Source organism: Acinetobacter chinensis (assembly GCF_002165375.2).
GTDB classification, from domain to species: Bacteria; Pseudomonadota; Gammaproteobacteria; order Pseudomonadales; family Moraxellaceae; genus Acinetobacter; species Acinetobacter chinensis.
On sequence record NZ_CP032134.1, the window covers coordinates 1,593,232 to 1,615,762 of the forward strand.

A 22,531-nucleotide genomic window follows, 5' to 3' on the forward strand; every position below is an offset into this window, starting at 1 on the left:
TGAGACTTGTTCTGATTGATTTATAAAGTGTATTGAAGAGGGCTTCTGATTCTGTTCTGTAACTTCGCTGTTATTGCTCAGGCGGAGTGATATGCCTGAGAAAAGCATTCAGCTCTACTTTATGTCATTTAAAGCAAATGGGACATGTGCGTATAAACAGATGCAATCTGATGGATTGATCAGATCAAAGCAGACTGTCGCTTTGAAAAAGTGAGTTGGATCTTGAGATCCGCTTAGCAATGTAGTGTGATTTTCTCTGGCGTATCAGGATAATCTGAGCCTGAAACTCCAGTTCACCAAATTCAGGTTCGACCTGGACATAGTGCAACTGACCAAACTCATCCCGCACACGAGCCTGAGCGGAGAAACCAGGGCGGGCATTTCCACTGGAAATGGTCGCCAGACGCCCCAGGAGATCAGCCTGTTTATGAATCTGATCCGGTTTGATCACCTGATCCAGACAATGAATCATAAATACAGTAAAGAAGATCGCAATAATCAGGGCAGGTAAAATCAGGTAATAGGAGGAGATAAAGTGCTGTTTCTGAGAAAAGACCAGGAACTCTAAAAAGTAACCTGCAAAGCTGAAATTCATTAACAGAAAGACAAGAATCAGAGTTTTGGAAAATTTAACATTCAGCAAAGGGGAGCTGACAATTTCACCAGGGAAAAGCCGGTTGAAAATCTTACTGGGCTGAGCTTTAAAATAATAACCAATGGTTTCCACCATGCTGAGTACAACAAGAAGTATCAGGCTTAAATGAAACGGCATTAAGTCGTGATTGTTGAAAAAATCCAGCATGGTGTCAAATCCAGTTGTTTTTCTTAGGTCAGGTAAATACCGCCATCAGAATGCACGGTTATTTCAACCTTTTCAAGAGACTCGCCCAGGCAGGGACCTGAAATGCATTCACCTGACTCCACATTGAACAGCGCTCCGTGAGTTGAACACTCGATGTATTCACCATCACGGTCAAGGAACTGATTTTCCAGAAATTCAAGTTCAGTCTGCAGGTGTGGGCAGACATTGTTGTAGGCAAAAAATGCACCATCACGCTGCGTGATGAAAATTGTTCTGCCATCATCTGTGTCAAAGGCGCGGGCTTCACGCTCTGGAATTTCTTCCATCATTGCAATTCTATTCATTTATGCGCATTCCTTTTGAAAATTTTCCAACAGTGTTGCGTATGATTTTATATCAAGTCGGGGACCAAACTGTGAAACAACTTCACTGGAAATAAGTACCGCCAGTTCTGCGGCAGCTTTCAGGCTTTCGCCCTGATTCAGAGCATAGAGGAAAGCACCTGCAAAAGCATCACCTGCACCATTTGCATCTACAGCAGTCACCTGACGACCAGGAACCTGAAAGCTGTGTTCTGTATCAGAAATTAATGCACCTTCTGAACTTAATGTAATGACAGTGTATTTACTTTTTAGCTGCAATTTAGCTAAAGCCTGTTCAATGTTGTCAGATTCTGTGTACATCAGCGCTTCCTGCTGATTACAGAACAGTAAATCCACACCATCATCGAGCAGTTCATCCAGTCCTGCGCGTGCATACTGAACCATAGCAGGGTCTGAAAGTGTCAGCGCAATTTTTACGTTGTTTTCACGGGCAATCTGGCGAGCCTGTTTGACAGCCTGGCGAGCTGAGTCGCTGGTGGACAGATAACCTTCAATATACAGCCACTCAGCTGTTTTCAATGCTGTGAAATCAATCTGCTGATCTGTCAGTTCAGCTGTAATGCCAAGATAGGTATGCATCGTCCGTTCAGAATCAGGGCTGACCAGTACCATGCAGGTTCCTGTTACACCTTCGCTTACAGATTTTTCAGCAGTCTGAATGCCTGCGTCATTTAAGCCGTCCAGGTAAATTTTTCCCAGATCATCATTGCCTACACGGCAACCATAAAATGCAGTTCCACCCAGAGCAGTGAATGCAACTGTAGTATTTGCAGCAGATCCACCTGAAGCCTGACCTTTGTATAGTTGTGTTTCTTTGAGTTTGTTATATAAATGAGCCTGACTGTCACCATCAGTCAGTTGCATGGTCCCTTTTTGCAGGTTTTGTTGAAGTAGGAAGTCATCAGATACTTTAAATTCCTGGTCAATCAGCGCATTGCCAATTGCAAAAAGATCAACAGTTGCCATGTTTCCGTTCACATTTCAAAATAAAGCATTTAGTTTACACCAATGCTCAGTATTGCTGTAGATTTGTGAATAAAATTCAATATATGCTTAAGTGTTTTTGTGGAAAATATGGCGAATACAGGGTTCAAGGATTTTAGATGAATATTGAGATCAAAACAGCAGAGGAATTGCCAGGACAGATTGGTGAGCTTGCACAACAGGCAACCAAAGAAGGCTTTAATTTTGTAGAAAGACTGATTGAAGAATTCAAAAGTGGTAAAAACCGTTTTGATCAGCACGGCGAATTTTTACTTTTTGTTTATGATGATCATAAACTGATCGCATGTGGTGGTCTGAATCAGCAGTGGAATGAAAATGATGTGGAAAACCGTATCGGTCGCGTCCGCCGTTTTTATGTACTTCCTGAATACCGTAAACATGGTGTGGGTAAGCAGCTGTTACAGCATCTGGAACAAAAAGCCCGAAAAGATTTCTCTGCATTGTGTCTGAATACTGAAATCAAATCTGCAGCACATTTTTATCAGAAACAGAACTATGTATTTGTCGAAAATCATCCGAACTACAACTATTTTAAATATCTGGTTTAGGTAAAAATTTTCAGTCCCGATCGTCAAATGTTTTGAGATATGAAATCATGATGAATGAATCCAGTGTTTTATTCCCGATTATAGGTGTGGGTATCATGATTCTGGATTGTGAAAACCGCGTGTTGCTGGGGCACCGCATTAAATCCGGTGAGACACCATCATGGTGTTTTCCCGGTGGTAAAATTGACGCACAGGAAAGTCTGGAGCAGTCAGCAGCACGTGAAATATTCGAAGAGACACATCTAAGTCTGAGTTCTGATTTACTTAAACCATTTATAGTGCTCCTCAATCGTGAAAATCCACGCGTGAATATGACCACAGGGCTGTATATTCAACTGCAATCAGATGAAATAAAAGCGGATTTAAAAGTCACAGAACCACATATCTTTGAGTCATGGCAGTGGTTTGATTTAAATGAATTGCCATGTCCTTTATTTCCGGAAACTGAAGCTATGTTGCAGTACTAGATGCAGCAAACGGTAAATAAACAGTTTGCTGTCTATCCATTAAAATAATCTGTTAAAAACAGCCTAAGAAATTCACCACTTTGTATTACTTCTATACAGCATTCTATTTCTCAATATATTTGTGATGATTGTCACGGTTTAATTTTGCTTTAAGTCTGGTCGGTAAATATAGCTTCATTGAAATGATTGCTGATCTAAGCCATGAAGCAAAATGATTTAAATGAACTGCTGTCTAAAGTTCCGCAAGTAACGCTGTTATTCTGGATTACTAAAATCTTTGCAACGACATTCGGTGAAACGGCAGGTGACGCTGTTTCAATGTCACTGAATTTAGGATATCTGGTCAGTACCTTTATTTTTGCCTTTGTATTTATTGCCTTTGTCATTTTCCAGATTCGTGCAGAAACATATCGCCCCTATTTATATTGGTTCACGATTATCGCCAGTACCACCGTTGGTACGACTTTAGCCGATTTTGTCGATCGTTCTCTTGGGATTGGTTATCTCGGAGGGAGTAGCTTATTACTCAGCCTGGTACTGTTATCACTATACAGCTGGTATAGGGTTGAAGGCTCAATTTCTCCACATATTCAAAAGCCCAGGGCAGAGCTGTTTTACTGGATCACTATTACATTTTCACAGACACTGGGTACGGCATTAGGGGACTGGTCATCCGATACAGGAGGGCTGGGCTATACAGGCGGAATCATGCTGTATGTAGTGTTGCTGTTGATTGTGACTGTATTGTATTTCTTTACCAGAACATCGCGTGTTCTGTTGTTCTGGACAGCATTTGTTTTAACACGTCCTTTAGGTGCCGTAGTCGGCGACTTTCTTGATAAACCGATTGATCACGGTGGTCTGGCATTGAGTCGGTTTGCTGCTTCGGCTGTATTGATGATTGCAATTCTGATCTGTATTTATATCTCCGGTCGGGTCAATGGACAAAAAGTTGCAGAAGCTAAAAGTCATTGATCAGAAAGCCTTAACTCAAAACTTCTGAACTTCGTTTGACGGTGATGGTCACTGATTTTGACCATCACTTTTTTATTGCTGAATATCTGCTCAGTGTTTTCTGGGGTTACAAAACTGAATATTGTTTTTGCCATGACCATGCTAATGATGGGTTTTCACTAAATAAAAGAAACCACGATGACAGATCAGAACGAAATTCTGGAGCGTTTAGGTGAAGACGAGCTGTTCGAAATTGCTGAATATGGTATTCAGGTTCGGATTGATCTGCGACTGGAAGGAACAGTGAATGATGATCCGCAGTTTTTATATGATGCACTGGTTGCCATCGAAGACATGAATGCAGAACAGTTAAAAGCATGTATCCGTGAGAATTCTTCAAAATATCAGCAAGAAAAATAATCTGTTTATCATCAAAAAATGACCGATATAAACAATCGCTAAATCCAACGGTTAAGATCTGAATTAATACCAGGAATGAATCGCATTTGTCTGAGTTTGGGTTATACTTGAAGCCTATAGAAAAGTATCAAATTACTGGAGATCGCATGACTGTAGATGTCACTGAAACCTTAGCCCAAACTGTACATCCTGCGTTTCAGCTGGTACGTCAACACCATGTAGAAGCTTTAGACATTTCAGTGTCTGAATATAAACATAAAGTGACTGGTGCAATGCACTACCATTTAGCAACAGAACATGATGAAAATGTTTTTCTGGTTGCATTCCGTACTCAGCCTATGGATTCCAAAGGTGAGGCACATATTCTTGAACACACGGCATTGTGTGGTTCAGAAAAATTCCCTGTACGTGACCCATTCTTCTTAATGATCCGTCGTTCATTGAATACATTTATGAATGCGTTTACCGCAGCGGACTGGACAGCCTATCCATTTGCGACACAGAATAAAAAAGACTTCCAGAACTTACTTGAAGTGTATATGGATGCCGCTTTTGCAGCCAACCTGAATCCTCTGGATTTTGCTCAGGAAGGTATCCGTATTGAGCTTGAAAATGGTGAACCGGTTTATAAAGGTGTGGTGTTCAATGAAATGAAAGGGGCGATGAGTTCTCCTTCAGATCAGCTGTATCATCAGCTAGCTCATCATCTGTTTCCGAAAACGACGTATCACTACAACTCAGGTGGTGATCCAAAAGATATTCCTGATTTAACTTACGATGAGTTAGTGGCTTTCTATAAGTCGCATTATCATCCAAGTAATGCGGTGTTCATGACGTTTGGTAATCAGACGGCATATCATCTGCAGGAGCAGTTTGAAACGCTGGCATTGTCCCGTTTTGAAAAAGGTGAAACACTTTACTCCAAAGCTGAACAGCGTCTGACAGCACCACTTGAAGTGACAGAAAGCTATGCGGTGGATGCTGAAGATTTAACAGATAAGACCTATCATATTATTTCGTGGCTGTTACCGCAGGCAAGTGATATCAAACTCCGTCTGGGCATGCGCCTGGTGGAAGGTATTCTGCTGGAGGATTCAGCATCACCATTACGTCAGTACCTTGAAACCTGTGGCTATGCACAGTCTACGGGTCCAATCCTGGGTGTGGATGATTCCAACTATGAAATGACATTCTTCTGTGGTGTTCAGGGTTCAAATCCAGAACATGCTCAGGAATTTAAAAACGGCGTGTTTAAAATTCTGGAAGATGTGGCTTCAAAACCGGTTGATGCCGAAATGATTGATGCAATTCTGCATCAGATCGAACTGCATCAGCGTGAAATCAATGGTGATGGTACACCTTATGGACTGACACTGATTTTAAATGGTCTGGCGAGTACAATTCACCACAATGATCCGGTTCATGTATGGGATGTGGATACTGCAATTGCAGAAGTCAAAGAAGAGCTGAAAGATCCGATGTGGCTGTCCAGCCTGATCAAAGAGCATCTGATTGACAACCCACACCGTGTACAGATGACACTGGTCCCTGATGCAACAAAATCTGTAAAAGATGCAGAGGAAGAAAAAGCCCGTCTTGCAGCGATTGGTGAGAAACTGACAGAAGCAGATAAGGCTGAAATCCAGGCTCAGACTGAAGCTCTGAAAATCCGTCAGGATACCCCTGATGACATGAATCTGTTACCAAAGGTTGGACTTGAAGATGTACCGGCTGCGCTTCAGATTGTACAGGGGCAGTTGCGTGAAATTATCAGTAACAGCATGGATATGCCTTTAAATCTGTACCATGCTGGAACCAACGGTATTTATTATCAGCAGGTGTTGATTAAAATTCCTCAGGAAGTGGTGCAGTCACCCTATTTCAATCTGCTTTCCATTCTGTTTGGTGAAGTAGGCGCAGGTGAGTATAACTATCTTGAACTGCAACAGCTTCAGACCGCTGTCAGTGGTGGTCTGGGAATGGGAGCTTCATTACGTTCACGTGTGGATGACAAAGGTCAGATCAGTGCGTGGATGACACTGACCACCAAATCACTGGTGAATAATTTTGAAGCAATCCGTTTGCTTAAACTGACCTTTGAGAAACTGCGTTTTGATGAAAAAGATCGAATCATAGAGCTGCTGCAACAGCGTAAAACACGTTGGCAGTCCCGTATTTCAGGGTCTGGTCACAGCTATGCGATGCAGGTTGCTTCACGTAATCACAGTGCACTGGCACAGCGTGATTATCAGAATACAGGTCTGGGTGCACTGAACTGGATGAGCACACTGGTGTCTTCAGTTGAAAATGATGAAACAGCTTATGACGCTCTGATCAATGAGCTGAAAGCAGTGCATCTGAAACTGCTTCAGGCACAGAAACAGTTTCTGCTGGTGTGTGAAGAACAGATGTCTGAACAGCTGGTTGAGGAAGTTCAGAATGTATGGGATAAAGTCGATATTCTAAAAGAACAGCCTCAGTTACTGGCAGTTCAGACAGAAAATACAGATAAAGATGAAGCATGGCTGATTCAGACCAATGTTCAGTTCTGTGCATCAGCATATCCGGCAGTGGAAGTTTCTCACCCTGATTCTGCGGCATTGATGGTGCTGGCAGCTTATCTGCGTAACGGATATCTGCACAGTGCGATCCGTGAAAAAGGTGGCGCTTATGGTGGTGGTGCAAGCTATGATGGAAATGCATGTTCTTTCCGTTTCTACAGCTATCGCGATCCCCGTATGGCAGAAACGTTTAAAGATTTTGAAGCCAGTGTACAGTGGCTGTTAAATACTGAACAGCAGGATTATCAGCTTGAAGAAGCGATTCTGGGTTTAATTGCAAGTATGGATAAACCAGGTTCTCCAGCCGGTGAAGCGATTACAGCTTGCTATGCATTATTGCATTCACGTACACCTGCGTTCAGAAATCAGCTTCGTGAAAGATTGCTTTCAGTTACGCTTGAAGATTTAAAACGGGTTGCTGATGTCTATTTACTGAAACAGACACCATGTAAATCTGTTGTTGCGCCATTTGCCAGACGTGAAGAACTGGCGGCACTTGGTTTTGAAATCAAACAGGTCAATTAAAACAAAAACCAAGGATTCCACCATGGCATTCACCCGTTTTGGACGTACTGCTTTAAATCTGAGTATCTGTTTACTCGGTACAGCATCAACTGCTTATGCACAGGAGCAGCCTGCAAGTGCTGCAGCCTGTGCTGCTTTGGATTCAAATCCAGATCGCCTGGCTTGTTACGATGCGCTGTTTAAAGTACCAGATCCGATACGCCCACAGCTTGTTTCGGAGCGCGAAGCTGCATTGGATATCAAACCTGCACCGACGCAGCCTGAAACGGTGAAGGAAAAAATCCGCCATGGTGTGGACAATCTTTTTGCAGTTGAAGGACCGAAAATTGATCCGAATACTTCACTGCTGGACAAGCGGTGGGAGCTTTCTCCTGAAAGTAAGCTGGGAACCTGGAATATTCGAGCTTATCAGCCAGTTTATTTGCTTCCTGCATTCTGGACCAATGATAAAAATGAGTTACCTCATAGTCCTAATCCAACCAACACGGTTGATCAGGAGCAAAATCTGAAATCTATGGAAGCTAAATTCCAGCTGTCCCTGAAAACCAAAGCGGTTGAAAATCTTTTTGGTAATAATGGCGATGTCTGGGTTGGCTATACACAGTCTTCACGCTGGCAGGTTTATAACTCGGATGAATCCAGACCGTTTCGCGAAACAAATTATGAGCCTGAAGCGAGCCTGGTATTCAGAACCAATTACGAAGTCTTAGGCTTAAATGCCCGTCTGCTTGGACTGACTTTAAACCATCAGTCCAATGGTCGTTCAGATCCGCTTTCACGCAGCTGGAACAGGGTTATGCTGAATCTGGGCTTTGAGCGTAATAATTTTGCTTTAATGCTGAGACCCTGGTATCGCATGGAAGAAGATTTCAAAGACGACAACAACCCAGACATCAAAGATTATGTGGGTCGTGGTGACATGACCGCCTTTTATCGGTGGAATGAGCATGAGTTTTCATTAATGCTCAGACATTCATTAAAAGGTGGGGATGATGCTCATGGTGCAGCTCAGTTTGACTGGGCATTCCCAATCAGCGGTAAACTTCGTGGGCATTTCCAGCTGTTTGATGGTTATGGTGAAAGCCTGATTGATTACAATCATCGAGCAACTTATGTGGGCTTGGGTGTTTCTTTGATGAACTGGTTCTAAGTCGGTTGATCAGTAGTTTTATCAATAAAAAACCACATTGACTGTGGTTTTTTATTGCCCAGAATGTTTTGAGTCTCAGGAAGATTATCCAATCTGAATGTCAGTCTGAGGGTGCTTTAAGCGGCTCTTTCTTGGTGTTGCAATCAGATAAGCTAAGGTCAGTGGTCCCAGTCGACCTGCAAACATCAACAACATCAGAATCACCAGGCTTGCAGGCTGTAAATCACCTGTAATTCCACGGGAAAGCCCAACCGTACAGGCGGCAGAAACGGCTTCAAACATCAGATCTAAAAATCTATGTTTTGGTTCCAGTAATAATAAACTGAAAAAACCAATAAAAATCAGCATACTTGTGATGGAAATTACCGCCAGGGCTTTAAAAGTGGTTTTTTCTGAAACTGAATGATTAAAAACACGGATTTCATCTGAACGACGTAAAAAAGTAATCACACTCAGCACAACAATAATAAATGTCCCAACTTTGATACCGCCTGCGGTACTTAAAGAACCGCCCCCAATAAACATCAGCAGCATAGTCACCAAAGAAGCGGCATCACTCATCTGTCCAACATCAATACTGTTAAAACCGGATGAACGCGGAACGGTTGCATGGAACCAGGCATTCAGTGCCTGATCTCCGATACTCATGGAAGCGAGTGTATGTGGATTGGCTGCTTCCAGTGCCCAGATGACAATAAACGCAAACAGATTCAGTCCCGCAATTGTTGAGAGTATTAATTTACTGTTGGCACTGAGTTTTTTCCAGCTGCGGTTTCGTTTAATGTCCATCAGTACAATAAAACCAATCCCACCAATGATATAAAGCATACTGATGGTGAATGTAATGAAATAATGACCTGAGAAACTCATCAGACTGTTTGGAAACAGTGAAAAACCACCGTTGTTAAATGCAGAAACGCTGTAAAAAGCAGCATAAAAAAAGGCTTTGGGAAAAGTGTATTCCTGCATCCAGGCAATGGTCAGAATCGTTGTGCCAATGGCTTCAAAAAACAGGGAATAGTACAGTACCCCCTTTATGGTAAAGGAAACCCGGGATAAGCTGGTCTGCCCAATAATTTCCTGTGCCATCATCTGCTGTTTCAGCCCAATTTTAGGCGAAAGACTGAGTGCGGCCAGTATGGCAAAAGTCATAAAACCCAGTCCGCCACACTGGATCAGAGCCATTACGACGATCTTGCCAAAAACTGTCAGAGAGTCACCCAGGTTTACAACGGACAAACCGGTGATGGTCACGGCTGACGTTGCGGTAAACAGGGCATCCATCCAGCTCAGATGCCCGTAGTTTGCAAAGGGCAGTTTAAGCAGAACTGTTCCAAGTATGATGAAACTGAGAAATCCCAGTGCAAGCAGGCTGGGAGGGCTTAAATTAATACTGTTATGTGTTCGGTTAATCAGTTCTTTTTTATATAGTTTCATAATGATCTGATCATAAAAAACGTGAGGAAAGCTGTCGGAGCGACTCTAAAGGTCCCTCAATGATCAGAATATCTTTTTCCTGAAGGATGGTTCCTGGTGCAATCTCGTAAATCACATGTGAGCCACGTTGCAGCATGAGGGATTTGATTTCGGGACTGTTATCCATCAATGCCTGAAACTGAGCACCTTTTAAAGTAGTCGTGATTTCAGCTTTTACAATATAACGGTTATTGTTCAGTGCCATATAGCGACGCACCATAGGGTAGCTCAATGACTGTGCAATCCGGATACCCATATCTTCTTCTGGGTGAATAATTTTAGTAATCCCAAGGTGTGAAAGTATCATATGGTGTGCTTTGGATTTGGCTTTCACCATAATTTTTTCAATGCCCAGATTTTTCAAATGCAGCACACATAAAATACTGGCTTCAATGTCATCACCAATAGCGACCACTACAGCATCACAGTTTTTGACATTCAGTTCATCCAGAACCCGCTCATCGGTTGCATCTGCAATCACCGCATGAGTAATTGTATCGGAAATGCTTTCCACAAATTTTTTGTTGCTGTCTATTCCAATCACATCGTGATTCAATGCTGCAAGTTCAGTGGCAACTGTTGCACCAAAACTCCCAAGACCAATAACCGCAAATTGAGCCATTCAGTTTCCTTTCATCATGACGTCTGAATGAATCCAGACAGACTTATTTCACAGCCTTCATCATATCTTTTTTTGTGGGGATTTTAGAAGCCTGTTCGCTGGCAAAGTGTGAATTTACGGATATTCAGGCAGAGAGGATTTCATCTGAATGACATAATGGCTGTTTATTCTTATAAAGTTCAGAAAATGATCATGGAATAATAAAAATGGATGATAAAAAAATATATAAAATCATGCAGAAATGGTTTCCTGAATTTCAGGATCAGAAAATACCTCCAAAAAAAGAACGGTTCAGTTTTGAAAATTTCTATGTGTGGGGACAGCTGGTAAGTGGTGAGCAACAACCCTTGTATCTGATGCGGATTGACTTACTGGATTATCTGGACAACGGTATTCAGCAAAGTGCTGTGTTTCAGTGTAAGCGAGTGAACACTGCACTGATACAGACAGTGATTGCTGAGAAAGTGAAGCCTTTGCAGGAACATTATGAAAAATATAAACAGATCATTGGTCATTATTACAATTTAAACGATCAGATTTATGATGTGGTTTTTGAAGAAATTTTAAAGTCGGCCAAATCCATTGGCTATGAAATGTTGCTGATATATGCAGACAGTTATTACTGGATTGTTGTGCCTGATGATGAAGTGCGGATTGAAAAGTTCATTAAACATTTTGAAAAGCAGTTTAAATCAGAAGATATTTCAATTGAACATTATGCTGTACTGGATTGTTCAGGAACGATTTGAAATTAAGATGGTCGGTTTTTTATTTGAGCAGCTAAAGTGTTTCTACAGTCATTGAAACTGAAGAAAGTGATATTATTGAATATTTATTGTATTTTTCAGTGGTTTATTTTTGGTTTTAAATTAATCAGGTTGCCTGTGTCAGTACCAAAGTAAAAATTCTTCAATCAACGGGTTGATCTGTTTAATAAAACATTAAACGATGATGGTAATTTGTTAAGTTTAGCTTCTCAGAATGATGCATGATGCACCTTGGGCTGAAGATGCATTTTCTGATTTTTTTACACTATTCACGGCGATATTGTGTTTTAAAACGTGGGTCTTGAAAGAAGAAATAAAAACCCATTGCCAGCAGCATGATCACTAATCCACTCCAGATGAAAGGCTGCATATCCTGAACGAATGATTGCTGAAGAAAATAATATCGAACAGCACAAAAAATTCCCCATAATACACTCATATAACAAAATGTTGCGAGATAAGGGGCTTTGGGGGCGAGACGTAACATCGCATATGGCAAAATGATGATCAGTGCGATCAAAGAGAATAAAAGTACAAGGATTGATGTGATGGAATCAATGGATGGCTGAAAACCGAAAAGTGTTGTGATTATACTGAAAAGGCTATAACTGATCAGAGGAATAAAAATAAACTTAGCCCAACTTTTCATGTGGAATCCTGGTTTTTGAAATTTATGGATTATTCGATTTTATGGTTTGATTATAATTAAGCTAAACTAAAAAATAGCCTGTAAATGTTACAGGCTATTTTTATTGATCAATAATTTTAACTTTACTTCAGGAAACGCTGATAGCCTAAGTTATTGGTGATTTCAACATATGGATAAGTGATGCTTTTCAGTGTTTCAACCAGACCATCTGGGTTCTGCTGAGCATCTTCAGCCTCTAAGCCAACCAGCACACGACCTTCCGCAGCACCGTGGTTACGGTAATGGAACAGGGTAATGTTGTGTGTTGGACCCAGACGCTCCAGGAATGTCAGTAACGCACCTGGACGTTCAGGGAATTCGACACGGAACAGACGTTCATTTTCAAGGTCTGCATGACCACCTACCAGATAACGGATATGCAGTTTTGCAACTTCGTCATCAGACAGATCATCAACATCATAATGTGCTTTGAGAAGCTCATGAATGTCATGGCGTTCTTTTTCACCAGCTTTTAAGCTGATACCCACAAAAACCTGAGCTGCTGAAGAACTGCTTGCGCGGTAGTTAAATTCAGTGATATTACGACCTTGTAAAGCACGGCAGAAGTTCAGGAATGAACCTTTTTCTTCAGGAATGGTGACTGCAAAAATCGCTTCTTTACGCTCACCGAGTTCAGTACGTTCAGCAATGTAACGTAAACGGTCAAAGTTCATGTTTGCACCACAAACAATTGACACCATATTTTTATTTTCTAAGCCGTGTTCTTCAACATATTTTTTAATACCTGCCAGAGCCATCGCACCCGATGGTTCAACGATGCTGCGGCATTCATCATAAGTATCTTTGATGGCAGCGCAGATTTCATCAGTATTGACCAGTACAACGTCACGTTCAACGATTGGTCCTGAGTTATCAGATTTTTGTAAGCGAATGACTTCAAATGGTTTTTCACCGATTTGCGCAACAGCCGTACCATCAGCAAATAAGCCAACAGATGGAAGAATAACGCGCTCATTGGCTTCAAATGCCGCTTTTAAACAAGCAGACTCGTCATATTCCACAGGAATGACTTTAACATGTGGTGCAACATCACCTAAGTAAGCTGCGACACCTGCGATTAAACCGCCACCACCGACAGCAACGAATACATAATCAACATCACGCCATTGACGTAAAATTTCATTGGCAATGGTACCTTGACCCGCCATCACCAGTTCATCATCATACGGTGGAATAAAGGTCATGCCTTCGTCAGCAGCACGTTGAATGGCGTATTTATTGGCTACATCAAAAGAGTCGCCGTGCAGTACAACTTCACCACCTAAGCGTTTTACTGCCTGAACTTTAATATCAGGTGTGGTTTTGGGCATCACAATAATGGCGCGAATACCTAACTTTTGACCGGATAATGCCACGCCCTGAGCATGGTTACCCGCAGAAGCAGTAATAACGCCACGTTCCAACTGAGATTTCGGTAATTGACTGATACGGTTGTATGCACCGCGCAGTTTGAAAGAAAAGACAGGTTGTAAGTCTTCGCGTTTGAAGCGAATGTTGTTGTTTAGTTTTTCACTAATTCGTGGCGCTGCTTCGAGTGGGGTTTCGATCGCAACGTCATAGACCGTTGCCTGTAATATTTGTCGAACCAAACGAGACAGCATGTTAATTTTCCATCTAACAGTTTAAAATGAGCATCCATTGTAACAAACCACTGTACCTTTGCGTTTTAAAATTATGCAAAATGTGCAGTAAATTGAATATTTATTGAGAGATGTCATGAGCCTTTATGCAACCCAGGATGAGAAAAAACAAGCAGCAGCCCAAGCTGCTTTAAAACACTTACCAAAAGGGGGCATTTTAGGAGTGGGTACAGGCAGTACTGTAAATTTCCTGATTGAGCTTTTACCTGAGTTACAGCTTGAAGCGGCTGTGGCAAGTTCTGAAGCGACTGCCCAACGTCTTAAAAAACTTGGCATTGAAGTGGTAGATATGAACCATGTTGGTGGTCTGGATGCCTATGTTGATGGCGCAGATGAAATTGACCGTCACATGCACATGATCAAAGGTGGCGGTGCTGCTTTGACCCGTGAAAAAATTGTGGCTTCGATTGCGAAAAAGTTTGTATGTATTGTAGATGATTCTAAGTGGGTAGAGCAGTTAGGTCATGATTTCCCGCTTCCAGTAGAAGTGATCCCAATGGCACGTTCTGCTGTGGCGCGTAAAATTGTAGCTTTAGGTGGCGATCCTGTTTATCGTGAAGGTGTTGTCACTGACAATGGTAATGTGATCCTGGATGTACATAACCTGAATATTTTAAATGCTTTAGAGCTGGAAAAAACCTTGAATGATATTCCAGGTGTGGTCTGTAATGGTATTTTCGCCATTAATAAAGCGGATATTGCTGTTGTTGCGACTGATAATGGTATTGAAGAGCGTACAGCGGTTTAATCTGTTGTAAGTTCCCTCTCCTTTCAGGAGAGGGTTAGGGAGAGGTAATTTTTTTAAAGCCCCTCATCCTAGCCTTCTCCCCAAGGGAGAAGGGACTCCCGATACTTTTTTGAAAACTGATTTAAGTTCCATTTTCTGAGTTTTTATAAAAATTTCAATAAAAGCACAAAATGACCCCAAACCTCCCCGAAATTCAGATCACCCATCATGCACGAGCAACTCGATTACGCTTACGTGTTGAACTAACTCAAATAAAATTAACTGTGCCTAAGTTCTGCACCAAACGTCAGATTCAGGATTTTTTAAAACAGTCTGAACAATGGATGATTGAAACCTGGCAAAAACAGCAGGAACAAGCAGGGCAGCTTGATAAAGAACTGCCTTTGGCATTAAAGCTGTTTAATTCAGTACAGCCTTTACAGATTGTTTATCAGACTCAGAAAAACTCTTATGTACTGGATGAAAAGAATCATCAGCTTTTCATCAGTGACCGTGAACCGGCACGTTATTTAAAAGCATTTGTGATTGCTTATGCAAAATATCATTTACCTGTTTATTTACAGCAGGTGAGTTATCAGACCGGTTTAAGGTTTGCTGACTGTTCGGTTCGTCAGCCTAAAACACGATGGGGAAGTTGTACAGCTCGCCATGATATTATGCTGAACAGTGCTTTAGTACTGTGTGATCAGGCTGTTGCACGCTATGTCTGTGTACATGAGCTGGCACATACACGTTATTTTGATCACAGTCCTGCATTCTGGTCAGAAGTTGAAAAGCATGATTTAGATTATAAAAATCATCGGAAAATTTTAAAAAGTGGTGTGATGCCGTGGTGGTGGCATTGATCTGATAAGGTGGAGTATGTTTTTCTCAGGAGTTTTTTCAGTGTAAAAACCGACTGTTTCTGATCAGGCAGAATACAATAAAAGCAAGGATCAAAAAGAGAAAATACTCGGCTGAGTATGCATCAGCAAGATATAGCCTGTAATGATAAATAATAAAAAGGATAATGATAGCAGCAATAACAGGAAGCATGAGGTGGATTTGATTTTTAATATATACTTATGATAATAAACAAATTTTAATCTGTTTGAAAGCCTTGTTTTTTGTGCTTTTTAACCATGAAATGAAATTTTATAGATCACAGAGTTTGGCGTGCGTGCCGGATGTTGTGAAAAATAGCCTAAGCAATTCCAGTCTTTAAATATGACCAGGTATCCTCATCATCTGAAGTGATAAAACTGAATATTGATTAAGTACAGACAAAACATAAATAAAAATTTAATCCCAGGTAAAACAGTTCAGAAAATCAGAACTTCCTGTCATACTATGGGGCTGAAAATGGATACTTAAATTATAGAGGTAAAGCACGTGATTTCAGTGGGTATTGTTGGTGGAACAGGGTATACAGGCGTTGAATTGCTACGTTTGTTGCTGCGTCATCCAGATGTACAGGTCAATGTACTGACATCACGTACCGAAAATGGACGCCGTGTGGATGATATGTTCCCAAGCCTGCGTGGACATACTGACCTTTGCTACTCAGATCTGAATATTGACGAACTGAAAAAGTGTGATGTTGTATTTTTTGCAACACCACATGGTGTTGCTATGAAGCATGCAGAAGAATTGCTTGCAGCAAATGCCAAAGTGGTTGATCTTGCTGCTGACTTCCGTCTGCAGGATCTGGAACAGTTTGAAAAATGGTATGGCATGCAGCATGCCTGCCCGGATGTTTTAAAAGATGCGGTTTATGGTCTGTCCGAACTCAACCGCGAAAAAATTAAAAAAGCACAGGTGATTGGTAATCCTGGCTGTTATCCGACTACAGTTCAGCTTGGACTTGCGCCGCTGTTCAACCAGGCTGAAACACTGGTGAAACCTGAAAGTATTATTATTGATGCGAAGTCTGGGGTATCAGGTGCAGGACGTAAAGCTAGCCTGGGTATGATCTATTCTGAAAATGCGGATAATTTCAAGGCGTATGGCGTTGCAGGACATCGTCATCACCCTGAAATTGTAGAAGCGCTGGAAAATATTTCAGGTCAGAAAGGAGTATTTAATCATATTTTATTTGTGCCACATCTTGTTCCGATGATTCGTGGCATGCTCAGCACCATATATGTTGATCTGACAGATGCAGGTGATGCAGTCGATCTGCAGGATCTGTATGAACAGTTCTATGCAGAGGAACTTTTTGTAGATGTAATGCCAGCAGGCAGCTCACCTGAAACACGTTCAGTACGTGGTGCCAACCAGCTGCGCATCGCATTGTATAAACCTCAGCCGAAGAAACTGGTTGTACTTTCTGTTCAGGATAATCTGGTCAAAGGTGCGGCAGGACAGGCAGTGCAGAATATGAACCTGATGTTTGGCTTTGCAGAAGATGCAGGTCTTCAGGGCATTGGATTATTACCATAAAAAACGATTTTCAACTTCACACACATTTAGCTTTGGAGTTAAATGTGTGTCATTGACTTCAGCAATGATCAGAGATGACGATGCAAAATACAGACTCAAATATCACGTCACAACAGACTGAGCATAAGAAACAGCCTTTTCTGAGTAAAAATACACCTTTAGCAATTGGTGCAGCCATTCTTGTGCTTGGCAGTGGTGTGCTTGGATATACGGTTGGACATCGTCAGGGGTTAACAGTCGTTGGTTTTGATGCAGATGCTGAGCAGCTGGTCGATGTAGTTCAGAAGCAGAAAGCAAGCCTGGAAGGTCTGAATAAAAGCCTGAACACGGCTGTACAGGAGCGTGATGTTGCTGTCAGTAATTCAAATGATCTGTATAAGGCACTGAATCAGGCACGTGAAGATAAAGCACAGAATGACAGTATGAGCTTAACTTATCGGGAAGTGCTGCGTCAGCGTGGTGGATTGAGTCTGACTGTGCAGAATCTGGGTGTGAAATCCCTGCCTGAAAATGCTTATGAATATCAGGTGGATCTGGTACAGGTCAGTCCAGGCAAACGCCGTGCTTCAGGTTCTGTTGAAATCCGCCTGATCCGTGGAACAGAGGTGCTGGTGGTGCCACTGGAAGATAATCAGTTCAATTTTGAAGATTATGAGCGACTGACCGGCCGATGGACGATGCCGAAAGGTTTTGTCCCTCAGTTCATTGAAGTACGTCTCACAGGTGCAACACCTGTGATCAAACGCTTCAGCTGGGCCCGTGGCGCAGCAGTGGAAGCACCATCCGCATTTATTGCTGAGATACCTCAAGCAGAAGCAAATGCTCAATAAATACGAAACAGAAACTTATGAGAACACTTAGACGTCAAACCTGCCTGAACGAAGTAAAAAATGCCTTTCATCAGTCTGGCTACGTGGATTGGCATCTCAGCCCACGTATGAGTGACGTACCTCAGGATGAGGATCAGGGGGAAATTGCAGTACAGACAGCTCCACCGGAACTGAAACGTCCACCGATGTACGCTGTTCTTTTAATGAACGATGATTACACGCCAATGGACTTTGTAATTGAAATTTTACAACAATACTTTGCAATGAATCTTGACCAGGCTACTCAAGTAATGCTAACAGTACATTATGAAGGAAAAGGTGTTGCAGGCGTATATCCAAGAGACATCGCGGAAACGAAAGCGAACCAGGTCAATAATTACGCTCGATCACAAGGTCATCCATTACTTTGTCAGATTGAGCCAAAAAATTAAGGGGGTTGCATGCTCAGTCGTCAATTGGAAGTATCATTACGTTTGGCTGTCAGCATGGCTCGTCAGAAGAGACATGAGTTTCTAACGGTTGAACATTTATTACTGGCATTGCTGGATAATGATTCTGCGGTCAATGCACTGAAAGCATGCGGAGCAGACATTATTGTGCTTCGCAAAGAGCTGGAAGAATACGTAGAACAACACACACCTAAACTGGGTGAAAACAGCGAACAGAACCCACATCCTACAGAAAGTTTTGATCGTATCCTGCAAAGAGCAATTTTCCATGTGCAATCCAGTGGTGGCGATCGCATGGTTGAAGGTGCGGACATTCTGGTTGCCATGTATTCGGAGCGGGATTCATTTGCGGTTTATCTGCTCAAACGTCATCAGATTAACCGTTTGACGCTGACTCAGTATCTGTCACACGGAACACGCAAGGAAGAAGTGCAGGCTGAAGAAGAAGTTGAAGAACTGGACGGAGAGTCTGCATCGTCTGCGAGCGCAGGTCCTCTGGAGCTTTATACAACAAATCTGAATACCGAAGCCCAGAAAGGCAAAGCGGATCCACTGATTGGTCGTGAGAAAGAGATTGAACGTGCCGCGCAGATTTTATGCCGTCGACGTAAAAACAATCCATTGCTGGTCGGTGATCCCGGTGTGGGTAAAACCTCTATTGCGGAAGGTCTGGCATGGTTAATTGTAAACGGTAAAGCTCCAAAACCGCTGTTGAACGCAGAAGTCTACAGCCTGGATATTGGTGCGCTGGTCGCAGGCACCAAATACCGCGGTGATTTTGAAAAACGCCTGAAACAGTTGCTGAACGCATTGAAAAAGAAACCAGAAGCTATTCTTTTTATTGATGAAATTCATATGATTATTGGTGCGGGTTCAAGTATGGGCAGCACTATGGATGCTTCCAACTTAATCAAACCTGCTCTGGCAAACGGCACACTGCGTTGCATTGGTTCAACCACTTTCCAGGAATACCGTCAGGTATTTGAAAAGGATCATGCACTTTCACGCCGTTTCCAGAAAATTGATGTCAATGAGCCTTCACTTTCCGAATCCATTGATATTCTGCGTGGTCTGAAATCGCGTTTCGAAGAGTTTCATCATGTGAAATATGATGATAAAGCTTTGGTTTCAGCTGTAGAACTGTCAGCAAAATTTATTAATGACCGTTTTCTGCCTGATAAGGCGATTGACGTCATTGATGAAGCTGGCGCACAGCGTCGTCTCAAGGCAGAACAGGACGATACACTGATTACGGTTGAAAATATTGAAGATATCGTTTCAAAAATTGCCCGTATTCCGCCGAAAACTGTTTCTAAAGACGATAAAACAGTCCTTGAACATCTTGAGCGTGATCTGAAACGTGTGGTGTTTGGACAGGATGAAGCGATTGAAGCGCTTTCATCGGCTATTAAGCTGTCACGTGCAGGACTGAAATCTCCAGATAAGCCTGTCGGAAGTTTTGTATTTGCCGGTCCTACAGGGGTTGGTAAAACAGAAGTGACCAAGCAGCTTGCAAAATTGATGGGTGTTGAGCTCGTACGTTTTGATATGTCTGAGTACATGGAGCGTCATGCAGTTTCCCGTTTGATCGGTGCACCTCCTGGTTATGTTGGTTTTGATCAGGGTGGTTTACTGACTGACGCAATCCATAAAAACCCACATTGTGTGTTGTTGCTGGATGAAATTGAAAAAGCACATCCAGATGTTTTCAATCTGCTTCTGCAGATCATGGATCATGGTTCGCTGACCGACAACAATGGACGTAAGTCTGATTTCCGTAATGTGGTGATTGTACTGACCACCAATATTGGTGCAGAAAGTATTTCACGAGTCAGCATTGGCTTTATGGAACAGGACAACAGTCTGGACAATCAGGATGCAATGAAAAAAGCATTTTCTCCTGAATTCCGTAACCGCCTAGATGGGGTGATTCAGTTCAAGGCATTGCCAGTGACGATCATTGAAAATGTCGTGGATAAATTCCTGACCGAGCTTCAGGCGCAGCTGGATGAGAAACGGGTTATTCTGGAGGTGGATCAGGATGCACGTGAATGGATGGCTGAAAATGGTTATGACCGCCTGATGGGTGCCCGGCCAATGCAACGATTGATTCAGGAGCATCTGAAAAAGCCACTGGCAGAGATGATTCTGTTTGGTGAGCTGGCAGAACATGGTGGAAATGTTGCTGTTTCTGTGAAGAAAGAAGATGGCAGGGCTGTTGGTCTTAAGCTTGAAGTGTTTGAAGATGAGACAGCTGAACCTGCTTAACTGGTCATAAACTTAAGATAGAGACCCGTGTACATCACGGGTTTTTATTTATGAAGAACTTTAATACTGGTGATCCCTGGAATTTGAATGGACATTGATTTAACAAAGGTTTTGAGTACTTTTGCATTATTTATGGTGACAGCTGTTGCGGAAATACTGGGCTGTTATTTTCCTTATCTGATTTTAAATCAGGGCAAAAGTCACTGGTTCTGGTTACCTACAGTTATTGCACTTGGCGTATTTGTCTGGCTGTTGACTTTGCATCCGGCAGCATCTGGGCGGATTTATGCAGCCTATGGTGGTATCTATATTTTTACCGCATTGATATGGCTGAGATTTGTCGATCAGGTTGAGTTAAGCCGATGGGATATTATGGGCGGTATGGTGGTGTTGACCGGGGCTGCAATTATTATTTTACAGCCCAATGGGTTGATCAGGTAAGTCCCTTATTTGTTGAAAACAGTACCTGATACCTGTCTGACACAGTTATTTGAACTGACATTCAGTATTTTTAAGTTTACTGATGAAAGTCTGCTTGTCTGAAGTCAGTGTCAGTTGAACATAGTAGGGATTTCGTTTCTGAAATTCATGCTCAAAAAACTGATTGCAGTTTTGCAGCATATTCTGATGTATCAGCTTTTTCACTTCTGTTTGACCGATATCTGCAGCAAACTGAGTAAAGTCGGATGATGTAATCAGACCTGTAAAATCAGTATGGTCTGCAAACACACGCATATCTTCAATAATAGTGTTTTGATCAATCTGATAAGGCATTGTTCGGGAATCTTCATCACTGATGACATCCAGTATTTCATTCAGTGCATCTGCATTTTTTATGACATGCTTTGAGTCAGTAATCTGTTTCTGGATCAGATAATGATCCAGTTCTGTAGGTACGGCAGCTGTATATGCAGAAATGCAAAGAGTAATCAGCCCCAGTAATATTTTTTGTAAATGCATGATAAATCACTTATTAAAATTATGGATTAATTATACGCAAATTCAGTCAGATGTGTTGTGTTTTCCAGCGATAGAATGTATCTAAATCCAGTTCAATTTTTGCTTTTTCGGAACTGTAAGTCTGATCTTCTTCAACAATCAGATACGTGCCTGAACCATTGTTGATTGCAAGATAAGCTGCATGAGCAGCCACATCAACATGGATTGAGCCTTCTGATGCTTTATTGCAGCCTGTGGCAGGACCATAGAGCTTACCGTAGCGAAGAATCACATGGTTCAGCTGGCTTTGGTGAATTCTGGATTCCATATCTGAGATATTCAAAGCATTATATTTAATAATTTCATTGTCTGAACTGATGGCTAATGGGCTATCTTCATTTATTTTTGATGCTGATGGTTCATGAGCAAAGGCAATACTTTGGGCAATAAATTTTTGACATGGAATACTTTGTGCAGCTTCAATTAAATGGGCAGTACCTGTTTCACGAATTTTCGCATTACGCTTACGTGCTTCATGCATATGTTCAGGTTTTAAACCATGTGGTAAGTCAGTCAGTTGGTGAATAATAATCTGAGGCGAGATTGTCTGAATTTGATTAATGAGTTGATTTTTATTAAAGACATCTACAACGACAGGGACAACATCGATTGCTTCTAAAAAACATGCTTTATTGATGGAGCGGGTGGTACCGTATACCTGATAGCCATGTTGTTTCAGTATTAAACAGAGTTTAAAACCAACTGCGCCTGTAGCACCAGCGACGAAAATGATGGGTCTGGTGTGACTGGATTTATTATTATCGTGTTTATTCAAAATATTGCCTGT

At 41.9% G+C, this 22,531-nt stretch carries 23 protein-coding genes; 14 read left to right on the forward strand and 9 right to left on the reverse strand.

From position 1 onward, the window contains the following. Positions 1 to 184 precede the first annotated feature (184 nt). From CDG60_RS08350 to CDG60_RS08360, 3 genes are read right to left on the reverse strand one after another with little or no spacing between them, the layout of a single operon-like run. A complete protein-coding gene (locus CDG60_RS08350) occupies positions 185 to 802 on the reverse strand; it encodes an OB-fold-containig protein (protein WP_087511667.1) in 618 nt (205 codons plus the stop codon). Positions 803 to 825: 23 nt separating this feature from the next. Continuing rightward, positions 826 to 1,131 carry a Rieske (2Fe-2S) protein gene (locus CDG60_RS08355; protein ID WP_171405495.1) on the reverse strand — a complete coding sequence of 102 codons (306 nt, stop codon included), beginning with the start codon at positions 1,129 to 1,131 and terminating at the stop codon, positions 826 to 828. Positions 1,132 to 1,146: 15 nt separating this feature from the next. After that, positions 1,147 to 2,151, reverse strand: a complete 1,005-nt coding sequence (locus CDG60_RS08360; RefSeq protein ID WP_087511669.1) for an adenosine kinase — start codon at positions 2,149 to 2,151, stop codon at positions 1,147 to 1,149. Between the two features lie 137 nt (positions 2,152 to 2,288). Between CDG60_RS08360 and CDG60_RS08365 the strand changes: the two genes are divergently transcribed. The 6 genes from CDG60_RS08365 to CDG60_RS08390 all read left to right on the forward strand — a co-directional run bounded on the left by CDG60_RS08365 (position 2,289) and on the right by CDG60_RS08390 (position 8,815). Beyond that, positions 2,289 to 2,738, forward strand: coding sequence for a GNAT family N-acetyltransferase (locus CDG60_RS08365; protein ID WP_087511670.1), 450 nt, complete (start codon positions 2,289 to 2,291; stop codon positions 2,736 to 2,738). 47 nt (positions 2,739 to 2,785) lie between these two features. Then, complete coding sequence (locus CDG60_RS08370; RefSeq protein ID WP_087511671.1) at positions 2,786 to 3,205, forward strand: nucleotide triphosphate diphosphatase NUDT15; 420 nt, start codon at positions 2,786 to 2,788, stop codon at positions 3,203 to 3,205. 201 nt (positions 3,206 to 3,406) lie between these two features. Then, complete coding sequence (locus CDG60_RS08375; RefSeq protein ID WP_087511672.1) at positions 3,407 to 4,180, forward strand: COG4705 family protein; 774 nt, start codon at positions 3,407 to 3,409, stop codon at positions 4,178 to 4,180. Positions 4,181 to 4,357: 177 nt separating this feature from the next. Beyond that, the gene (locus tag CDG60_RS08380; protein WP_087511673.1) at positions 4,358 to 4,579 is read left to right on the forward strand and encodes a hypothetical protein; all 222 of its coding nucleotides are present in this window, start codon (positions 4,358 to 4,360) and stop codon (positions 4,577 to 4,579) included. A 146-nt stretch (positions 4,580 to 4,725) separates the two neighbouring features. Then, on the forward strand, positions 4,726 to 7,665 hold the full coding sequence (locus CDG60_RS08385) for an insulinase family protein (protein ID WP_087511674.1): 2,940 nt from the start codon (positions 4,726 to 4,728) through the stop codon (positions 7,663 to 7,665). Between the two features lie 22 nt (positions 7,666 to 7,687). Beyond that, positions 7,688 to 8,815 (forward strand): phospholipase A, encoded by a 1,128-nt coding sequence (locus tag CDG60_RS08390; RefSeq protein WP_087511675.1) that lies wholly within the window; start codon positions 7,688 to 7,690, stop codon positions 8,813 to 8,815. Positions 8,816 to 8,899: 84 nt separating this feature from the next. Here CDG60_RS08390 and CDG60_RS08395 read toward each other — a convergent pair whose 3' ends face one another. Together CDG60_RS08395 and CDG60_RS08400 are read right to left on the reverse strand one after the other, a co-directional pair. Then, the gene (locus CDG60_RS08395; RefSeq protein ID WP_087511676.1) at positions 8,900 to 10,252 is read right to left on the reverse strand and encodes a TrkH family potassium uptake protein; all 1,353 of its coding nucleotides are present in this window, start codon (positions 10,250 to 10,252) and stop codon (positions 8,900 to 8,902) included. A gap of 10 nt (positions 10,253 to 10,262) precedes the next feature. Further along, the gene (locus CDG60_RS08400; protein WP_087511677.1) at positions 10,263 to 10,913 is read right to left on the reverse strand and encodes a potassium channel family protein; all 651 of its coding nucleotides are present in this window, start codon (positions 10,911 to 10,913) and stop codon (positions 10,263 to 10,265) included. A gap of 206 nt (positions 10,914 to 11,119) precedes the next feature. Between CDG60_RS08400 and CDG60_RS08405 the strand changes: the two genes are divergently transcribed. After that, positions 11,120 to 11,662: a hypothetical protein gene (locus CDG60_RS08405; RefSeq protein WP_087511678.1), complete on the forward strand. Its 543-nt coding sequence runs from the start codon at positions 11,120 to 11,122 to the stop codon at positions 11,660 to 11,662. Between the two features lie 283 nt (positions 11,663 to 11,945). On the opposite strand, the gene CDG60_RS08410 is transcribed toward CDG60_RS08405, so the two are convergent. Then, on the reverse strand, positions 11,946 to 12,329 hold the full coding sequence (locus CDG60_RS08410; protein WP_087511679.1) for a hypothetical protein: 384 nt from the start codon (positions 12,327 to 12,329) through the stop codon (positions 11,946 to 11,948). Positions 12,330 to 12,451: 122 nt separating this feature from the next. Next, positions 12,452 to 13,990 carry a threonine ammonia-lyase, biosynthetic gene (ilvA, locus tag CDG60_RS08415; protein ID WP_087511680.1) on the reverse strand — a complete coding sequence of 513 codons (1,539 nt, stop codon included), beginning with the start codon at positions 13,988 to 13,990 and terminating at the stop codon, positions 12,452 to 12,454. Between the two features lie 115 nt (positions 13,991 to 14,105). Between ilvA and rpiA the strand changes: the two genes are divergently transcribed. The 7 genes from rpiA (at position 14,106) to CDG60_RS08450 (ending at position 21,186) form a co-directional block, all read left to right on the forward strand. Further along, complete coding sequence (rpiA, locus tag CDG60_RS08420) at positions 14,106 to 14,777, forward strand: ribose-5-phosphate isomerase RpiA (protein ID WP_087511681.1); 672 nt, start codon at positions 14,106 to 14,108, stop codon at positions 14,775 to 14,777. Positions 14,778 to 14,947: 170 nt separating this feature from the next. Then, a complete protein-coding gene (locus CDG60_RS08425; protein WP_087511682.1) occupies positions 14,948 to 15,622 on the forward strand; it encodes a YgjP family zinc-dependent metalloprotease in 675 nt (224 codons plus the stop codon). 526 nt (positions 15,623 to 16,148) lie between these two features. Next, positions 16,149 to 17,198: an N-acetyl-gamma-glutamyl-phosphate reductase gene (gene argC, locus CDG60_RS08430; RefSeq protein WP_087511683.1), complete on the forward strand. Its 1,050-nt coding sequence runs from the start codon at positions 16,149 to 16,151 to the stop codon at positions 17,196 to 17,198. A gap of 80 nt (positions 17,199 to 17,278) precedes the next feature. Further along, positions 17,279 to 18,028 carry a DUF6776 family protein gene (locus CDG60_RS08435; RefSeq protein WP_087511732.1) on the forward strand — a complete coding sequence of 250 codons (750 nt, stop codon included), beginning with the start codon at positions 17,279 to 17,281 and terminating at the stop codon, positions 18,026 to 18,028. Between the two features lie 17 nt (positions 18,029 to 18,045). Then, positions 18,046 to 18,459, forward strand: coding sequence for an ATP-dependent Clp protease adapter ClpS (gene clpS / locus CDG60_RS08440; RefSeq protein WP_087511684.1), 414 nt, complete (start codon positions 18,046 to 18,048; stop codon positions 18,457 to 18,459). A 9-nt stretch (positions 18,460 to 18,468) separates the two neighbouring features. After that, positions 18,469 to 20,745, forward strand: a complete 2,277-nt coding sequence (gene clpA, locus CDG60_RS08445; protein ID WP_087511685.1) for an ATP-dependent Clp protease ATP-binding subunit ClpA — start codon at positions 18,469 to 18,471, stop codon at positions 20,743 to 20,745. An 87-nt stretch (positions 20,746 to 20,832) separates the two neighbouring features. Then, complete coding sequence (locus tag CDG60_RS08450; protein WP_087511686.1) at positions 20,833 to 21,186, forward strand: YnfA family protein; 354 nt, start codon at positions 20,833 to 20,835, stop codon at positions 21,184 to 21,186. 45 nt (positions 21,187 to 21,231) lie between these two features. On the opposite strand, the gene CDG60_RS08455 is transcribed toward CDG60_RS08450, so the two are convergent. Both CDG60_RS08455 and CDG60_RS08460 read right to left on the reverse strand, forming a co-directional pair. After that, positions 21,232 to 21,705 (reverse strand): hypothetical protein, encoded by a 474-nt coding sequence (locus CDG60_RS08455; protein WP_087511687.1) that lies wholly within the window; start codon positions 21,703 to 21,705, stop codon positions 21,232 to 21,234. A gap of 46 nt (positions 21,706 to 21,751) precedes the next feature. Next, positions 21,752 to 22,519, reverse strand: coding sequence for an NAD-dependent epimerase/dehydratase family protein (locus CDG60_RS08460; RefSeq protein WP_087511733.1), 768 nt, complete (start codon positions 22,517 to 22,519; stop codon positions 21,752 to 21,754). Positions 22,520 to 22,531: the final 12 nt, after the last annotated feature.

Excerpts from the sequence above, each read along its gene's own strand:
- CDG60_RS08350 (WP_087511667.1), bottom strand. The coding sequence starts at position 802 with ATGCTGGATTTTTTCAACAATCACGACTTAATGCCGTTTCATTTAAGC.
- CDG60_RS08355 (WP_171405495.1), bottom strand. The coding sequence starts at position 1,131 with ATGATGGAAGAAATTCCAGAGCGTGAAGCCCGCGCCTTTGACACAGAT.
- CDG60_RS08360 (WP_087511669.1), bottom strand. The coding sequence starts at position 2,151 with ATGGCAACTGTTGATCTTTTTGCAATTGGCAATGCGCTGATTGACCAG.
- CDG60_RS08365 (WP_087511670.1), top strand. The coding sequence starts at position 2,289 with ATGAATATTGAGATCAAAACAGCAGAGGAATTGCCAGGACAGATTGGT.
- CDG60_RS08370 (WP_087511671.1), top strand. The coding sequence starts at position 2,786 with ATGATGAATGAATCCAGTGTTTTATTCCCGATTATAGGTGTGGGTATC.
- CDG60_RS08375 (WP_087511672.1), top strand. The coding sequence starts at position 3,407 with ATGAAGCAAAATGATTTAAATGAACTGCTGTCTAAAGTTCCGCAAGTA.
- CDG60_RS08380 (WP_087511673.1), top strand. The coding sequence starts at position 4,358 with ATGACAGATCAGAACGAAATTCTGGAGCGTTTAGGTGAAGACGAGCTG.
- CDG60_RS08385 (WP_087511674.1), top strand. The coding sequence starts at position 4,726 with ATGACTGTAGATGTCACTGAAACCTTAGCCCAAACTGTACATCCTGCG.
- CDG60_RS08390 (WP_087511675.1), top strand. The coding sequence starts at position 7,688 with ATGGCATTCACCCGTTTTGGACGTACTGCTTTAAATCTGAGTATCTGT.
- CDG60_RS08395 (WP_087511676.1), bottom strand. The coding sequence starts at position 10,252 with ATGAAACTATATAAAAAAGAACTGATTAACCGAACACATAACAGTATT.
- CDG60_RS08400 (WP_087511677.1), bottom strand. The coding sequence starts at position 10,913 with ATGGCTCAATTTGCGGTTATTGGTCTTGGGAGTTTTGGTGCAACAGTT.
- CDG60_RS08405 (WP_087511678.1), top strand. The coding sequence starts at position 11,120 with ATGGATGATAAAAAAATATATAAAATCATGCAGAAATGGTTTCCTGAA.
- CDG60_RS08410 (WP_087511679.1), bottom strand. The coding sequence starts at position 12,329 with ATGAAAAGTTGGGCTAAGTTTATTTTTATTCCTCTGATCAGTTATAGC.
- ilvA (WP_087511680.1), bottom strand. The coding sequence starts at position 13,990 with ATGCTGTCTCGTTTGGTTCGACAAATATTACAGGCAACGGTCTATGAC.
- rpiA (WP_087511681.1), top strand. The coding sequence starts at position 14,106 with ATGAGCCTTTATGCAACCCAGGATGAGAAAAAACAAGCAGCAGCCCAA.
- CDG60_RS08425 (WP_087511682.1), top strand. The coding sequence starts at position 14,948 with ATGACCCCAAACCTCCCCGAAATTCAGATCACCCATCATGCACGAGCA.
- CDG60_RS08435 (WP_087511732.1), top strand. The coding sequence starts at position 17,279 with ATGCAAAATACAGACTCAAATATCACGTCACAACAGACTGAGCATAAG.
- clpS (WP_087511684.1), top strand. The coding sequence starts at position 18,046 with ATGAGAACACTTAGACGTCAAACCTGCCTGAACGAAGTAAAAAATGCC.
- clpA (WP_087511685.1), top strand. The coding sequence starts at position 18,469 with ATGCTCAGTCGTCAATTGGAAGTATCATTACGTTTGGCTGTCAGCATG.
- CDG60_RS08450 (WP_087511686.1), top strand. The coding sequence starts at position 20,833 with ATGGACATTGATTTAACAAAGGTTTTGAGTACTTTTGCATTATTTATG.
- CDG60_RS08455 (WP_087511687.1), bottom strand. The coding sequence starts at position 21,705 with ATGCATTTACAAAAAATATTACTGGGGCTGATTACTCTTTGCATTTCT.